This window comes from Jannaschia formosa, assembly GCF_003340555.1.
Taxonomy (GTDB): domain Bacteria; phylum Pseudomonadota; class Alphaproteobacteria; order Rhodobacterales; family Rhodobacteraceae; genus Jannaschia; species Jannaschia formosa.
Genome location: NZ_QPLJ01000061.1, coordinates 1 through 4,981, shown reverse-complemented (window position 1 = coordinate 4,981; position 4,981 = coordinate 1). Strand labels below are relative to the sequence as shown.

Genomic DNA, 4,981 nt, shown 5'->3' with positions numbered 1-4,981 from the left:
GACGACGCCGATAGCGGCTGTGTACACGACGAGAAATCTCACCGCATCTCGGGCAGGCCGCAGCTTCGCCTGCCGCCTGCGTGTGGATCAGCACCGTATCCCCGACCAGCTCGATCCGCTCAGCCTTCAACCCTCCGGGCAGGAGCGCCCGTCGATCCACCCCAGATACCATCGGCAACCTCCTGGGAAGATTGCCGAAAGGTAGAGCTGCCGAGGATCAGCAGCACCAAATGCGAGCCAGACCCAATTTTGGACGCCTATACCGGGTCCCAATTCAATGCTGATTGACATCGATCACCGTCTCGATGGTCCGGGCCTCACGGATGCGGTCCGTGATGTCAGAGATACGGAGAAGGAATGCATCGGCAGTCGCCTCGTCGAAGCCCTCGCGGCGCCAGCGCGCGAAGGCCTGCCGCAGGAGCGGCTGGGTCCGGTCCGGCGCGCAGACCGAGGCCGAGAGCCGAAGGCCCGTCTCCGCCACGTCCTCGGGGACGAGGATGAAGCCGCCCGCCTCCGCGTCGATCACCAGCGACCGTCCGACCCAGGTAGCGGACTCAGCCTCGGAGAGGTCATCCGGCACCTCGCCGCCGAGCATCCAGGCAAAGGTGGCAAGACGGTTCTGCCCGTCTAGGATCAGACGGACGTTCCGGTCGACGCTCTCGGGTCGAACGGGTGCGAGCCACGGTCGCGCGACGTCGCTCGGGTCCAGCCCCGCGGGCGGGCGCCAGGTCAGGAGAGTGCCCGTGGGAAGCCCTTCCGTGAGACTTTCGCAGAAGGCCAGGACATCCGGCTCACGCCAGACATAGGGCCGCTGCATGCCGGCCGGCACCAGGCGGCCTGCAACAACCTCACCAAGCACCTGCGAGACGAAGCGTTGGTTCTGTTCTACGCGCATCGGGGTGGCCCTTCAGGAGGGATCGAAGTCTGGGGCGCGAGCGCGTCGGCCATATCCGCCTCCTGCGGGAGGTGACCTTCGACCAGGAACTCGGGATCGCCGTTCACGGGGCGGGATCCTCCTCGAGGTTCGGATCGGGGTGCGGCACCTCCAGCCCGGAGGCGCGCATCAGCAGTTCGATCACGACCGCCTCGAGCGGAGAGAGTGGCCCGGCGAGGCCGACATGGGCCGCGAGCGACGCGACGCGCGCCTCGGCTTCGTCGATCGCCGCGGCGACGCGGGCGCCGTCGAAGAACGGGCTCGAAAGCCCGCGCGTGAGGTTGACCACGCCGGCCGTCCCGCGCGGGGCAAGCGCGGCGCGCATCGCGGCGAAGGGGTTGGTCACGTCGGTCAGGATCGGAACGGCGCTGATGACCGCCCGGTTCCTCGGGATCGTGCCGTTCCTCCTGGATGAACGGGACGCGGCGACGGACGAGGAGCTGCCGGACATGCTCCCCGACGACTCCGACGATCTTCCTCCCTCGGGAGGATGACGTGAAGGTCTTCTTCGAGAACCGGGAGGTCGCCGAGCTGCGCGCGGGCGAGGGCGGAAAGTGCAGCCGGATTCTGGTCCAAACGCAACCGCGCCGTCGGCATGAAGGATTGGGATCCGAAGCCCGGGTCGGCAGGATTGCCGTGGATCCATGGCCCCTTTGCAGGCTCCGGTACTTCCAGCACCATACCGATGTCGTCGATCGACGATATCCCGCGTTTATCGCGGACGGGCTATAGGCGAGGCAGGACCAGCGGGGCGGTCTGTACTCACGACTGTGAGGCCGGTCGCGCCAGGGGAGGCGACCGGAGGGATCAGGGGTTGCGTTCGGGATCTTCGGGGGAGCCGTTCGCCACCGGGCCGACCGAAGTCGCATCCTCCCCGAATGGGTCGCGAACCGTTGCCGGCTTCGACGAGCCGGGAGCAGCTTCGGGAACGGCACGCTTTCCCTTGAGCCTGGCCATCATTTCGAGATCCTGCGAGGGGCTCGATCGGGGGACGCAGGATTTCGACGGCCGGCCCTCGGGTCGCGTCGCCCGTTCTGAACAGCCTGCTCTCCGACTGGATCTCGTCGCAGCTGCGGTCTTTCTTGGACTCTTCGGGCATCTGGCTTTTCCTGACCTGAACACGCCGCTCCATCATACGGCGCTCCCCCCGAAATGCGAAACCTCGTCTCCGGCGCTGCCGGTGCGCGCTGAGCCCGGTCGGATCGAAAGCGGCCAGACAACCGGCCCCCGAAGTGCTGCCGCGGATATCCAGGTCTCTGATGCCGTTCGATAAAGGAGACGTCCGGATCCGGACATGGAAGCGGCCGGAAAGCGGGGCAGGCGCCTCGTTCGCGGAGAACACGATATTCACTGCGCAGCGAATGTTGGTGCCCGGCGCTCCGGGATCAGCTCCCGCGCGCGCCGCACGGGCGCCACCCGAGCCATCGCGCGCCGGCAGCCAAGAACCACGGCGCGGCGACGAGACGCACCGCCGACCTCAGGATCGGGCCCAGCGAGGATCCGGCCACCAACCGTTCCGGCGGGCCCCGGTCGTAGCGAAGCGCCATCATGTCGCCCACGTCCTCCTTGAGGCGGGAGTCCGAGATCTTCTGGGGCGATGATCGTCTTGAAGACGCTGTTCGATGGGTCGAGGAGCAGGGCGCGCTTGGGTCGTGACCTCCCGGGTCAGGAACTGCTGGTTCTGGCCCGCGAGGGCGGTGCCGATGCATCGCGACAGGCCTGCCCCCAGCCCGCGCCCGGCATCTGAAAGTGTAGGAAAGTATAACCTGAAGTCCTAATCTTGCTTATAAGTCCCTATACTCGGCGAGGACCGGTCCAGGCGTGCGACCGGGGAAGATCGCCCGGGCAGCGCCGTGATTGCCCCCGGCGGAGCTCCCGATCCCGGCGTGCCGAAGACAGATGGAGCACCGTCGCGCCGCCATGTCGCCCCTGGAGCATGCGGGCGACGAGACTGACATAGCGCGTGCCGGGGCGTCGCAGCGCGTCGAACGGGGCGGGATCCATGATGGGCTCCCAGAGCCGGTCCGAAGCACGCAGCAGCCGGCCAGGCCGCTCCGACTGCTCGCAGCCTTCCGGGCATATCTCGATCCTGAGATTGCGCCCCGGGAGATCATCGAGCTCGTAGACAAGCCCATATCCTTCGCAGGTGTCACACATGAGTTGGACCAACCATGAACTCGTTACGTCTACTGAAGCAGCGTCTCTTCTGCCGAGGACCATGAAAGCCGGATTCGATTAAGGAAGGGCTAAGAGACCGTGGTTTCGGTCTGCTGGCGGGCGGTGGCGGCCTTGCGCTCCTTGAGGGTGACGATGCCCGTCACGCACCCCAGCTCATCCGCTCATCTTCCGGCATCTTCTCCAGAAAGTCGGGAACGCTCGACGCCGGCACGACGCCCTCGAGGGCGCCCAGGCTCACGGGCTCATCGCCCCGCTCTGCGGCGATCGGTTCGGAGGGAGTAACCTTCGCTTCGGACCCGGTCATCTGCATGGTCCAACTCCTGTGGAGATCCCGGGCGAAACAGGGTCGCGGATCGGCGCCATCCCAGCGGCGCTCCGCTCCTGTCTGTATCATCGGTCGACGTCGCCTGCGAGCGCCCGTCGGTGGAGGGCATGGTGAAGAAACCCGAGGCGCAGTGAAGGTTCTCGATGCGCGTGGTCCTGCGGAGAGACCGGGCGGCGCGCGCTCCTGGCCGCGCGCCGTATCATTTCCGGAACCGGAAGATATCTGGGACCCGAAACCATGAAAGAGGATCCCGGGACATGAACGACCCCCTCGGAGACCGCATGAAGGCGATCGAACGGACCGGGGCGGACCCGCAGCTCGACCCGGCCCGCCCCGCCTATGCCCGCATCGACGGGCGGGGCTTCTCGCGCTTCACCCGCGGCCTGCGCAAGCCCTTCGACGCGCGCATGAGCGCGGCGATTGAGCGGACGGCGGCGCATCTCCTCGAGGAGAGCCAGGCGCGGGCGGCTTATGTCCAGTCCGACGAAACCTCCCTCCTCTGGGCGCTGTCCGGCCCCGGCAGCGAGCTCTTCTTCGGCGGCAAGCCGCAGAAGATGGCCTCCGTGGTCGCGGGCATGGCGACGGCTGCGCTCACGCGGGAACTTCTCCATGCGGCTCTCGACGAAACGGGCGAGATGGCCGGCTACGCGGCGCGCCTGCCGCATTTCGATGCCCGCGTCGCCGGGATGGCCGACGCGGCCGAGGCCGCCGAGATGATCGCCTGGCGCGGCGCCGATGCCCGTCGCAACGCGATCTCGGGCCTCGCGCGGACCGTGTTCCCGCATCGCGCCGTCCAGGGGAAATCCAGCCGGGATCTTCTCGGGACGCTGGACGAGAGGGGCATCCGCCTCGACGCCGAGGATCCCGGCGCCGTCAACGGCGTGCTCCTGCGCTTCGTGCCGGAGCTGCGCGGGCTGACCGAGGAAGAACGGGCACGCATCCCCGAGCCGCACCGGCCGGCGCCGGACGCGCTCTTCGAGCCGCGCGCGCTGCACCGGTTCTGCGCGGTCTCGCCGAACCGCATCGCGAACCTCGCGGGCGTGCTCTTCCCGGATGAGGAGCCGGTGTTGGTCTCCGGGCGCGCCGAGCCGGCGTCGTGCAGCGAGAGGGGCAGCGTGGTCGACTTTCAGGTCTGACCGGAGAGAGGCGGAGCTTGCGCGCATCGTTGGGGTGGATGCAGATGAGCTCCCCGGCATCCTCGACGGAAGCTTCGAGGTCCGGGAGGGGAGCTGGTGCCGGGAGCGTGCCGTCGGCTTCGTGCGCCTCCTTCGCCAGCTCGGGATCGCCCTCGCCGGAGACGAGACCGCCATGCGGAGCTGGATGGAGACCACGGGTCCTGCGCTCGGGGCGCGTCCGAGGGACATCGTTCACCAAGGCGTGGTCGCAAGATGGCCTTCCAGGACGCCTGGGTATATCTTGAGACCCAAAAGGAGGGGGATCCTCGTGCAGGTCAGGATAGCGGATTTTCCCGAACTCGCGAAGCTCTGCTGGAACCGGCCGGAGGCGACCGTCCTCGACGGACCTGTCGCGCTCTCGATCTACGA

General features: G+C 67.7%; 6 protein-coding genes. 3 read left to right on the top strand and 3 right to left on the bottom strand.

Annotation, left to right across the window (positions count from 1 at the left end; all coding sequences use genetic code 11):
- Positions 1-274 precede the first annotated feature (274 nt).
- Positions 275-895, bottom strand: coding sequence for a DUF262 domain-containing protein (locus DR046_RS22600; RefSeq protein ID WP_115384593.1), 621 nt, complete (start codon positions 893-895; stop codon positions 275-277).
- Between the two features lie 103 nt (positions 896-998).
- Positions 999-1,280 carry a hypothetical protein gene (locus tag DR046_RS22595; protein WP_115384592.1) on the bottom strand — a complete coding sequence of 94 codons (282 nt, stop codon included), beginning with the start codon at positions 1,278-1,280 and terminating at the stop codon, positions 999-1,001.
- A gap of 25 nt (positions 1,281-1,305) precedes the next feature.
- Between DR046_RS22595 and DR046_RS24735 the strand changes: the two genes are divergently transcribed.
- Positions 1,306-1,428, top strand: a complete 123-nt coding sequence (locus DR046_RS24735; protein WP_280652870.1) for a hypothetical protein — start codon at positions 1,306-1,308, stop codon at positions 1,426-1,428.
- A 1,823-nt stretch (positions 1,429-3,251) separates the two neighbouring features.
- On the opposite strand, the gene DR046_RS23870 is transcribed toward DR046_RS24735, so the two are convergent.
- A complete protein-coding gene (locus DR046_RS23870; RefSeq protein ID WP_167767256.1) occupies positions 3,252-3,422 on the bottom strand; it encodes a hypothetical protein in 171 nt (56 codons plus the stop codon).
- Between the two features lie 272 nt (positions 3,423-3,694).
- On the opposite strand from DR046_RS23870, the gene DR046_RS22585 reads away from it, so the two are divergent.
- The gene (locus tag DR046_RS22585) at positions 3,695-4,573 is read left to right on the top strand and encodes a tRNA(His) guanylyltransferase Thg1 family protein (protein ID WP_167767255.1); all 879 of its coding nucleotides are present in this window, start codon (positions 3,695-3,697) and stop codon (positions 4,571-4,573) included.
- 34 nt (positions 4,574-4,607) lie between these two features.
- Positions 4,608-4,981 (top strand): hypothetical protein (locus DR046_RS24035; RefSeq protein ID WP_370816454.1); only part of this gene is annotated, 374 nt, incomplete at its 3' end.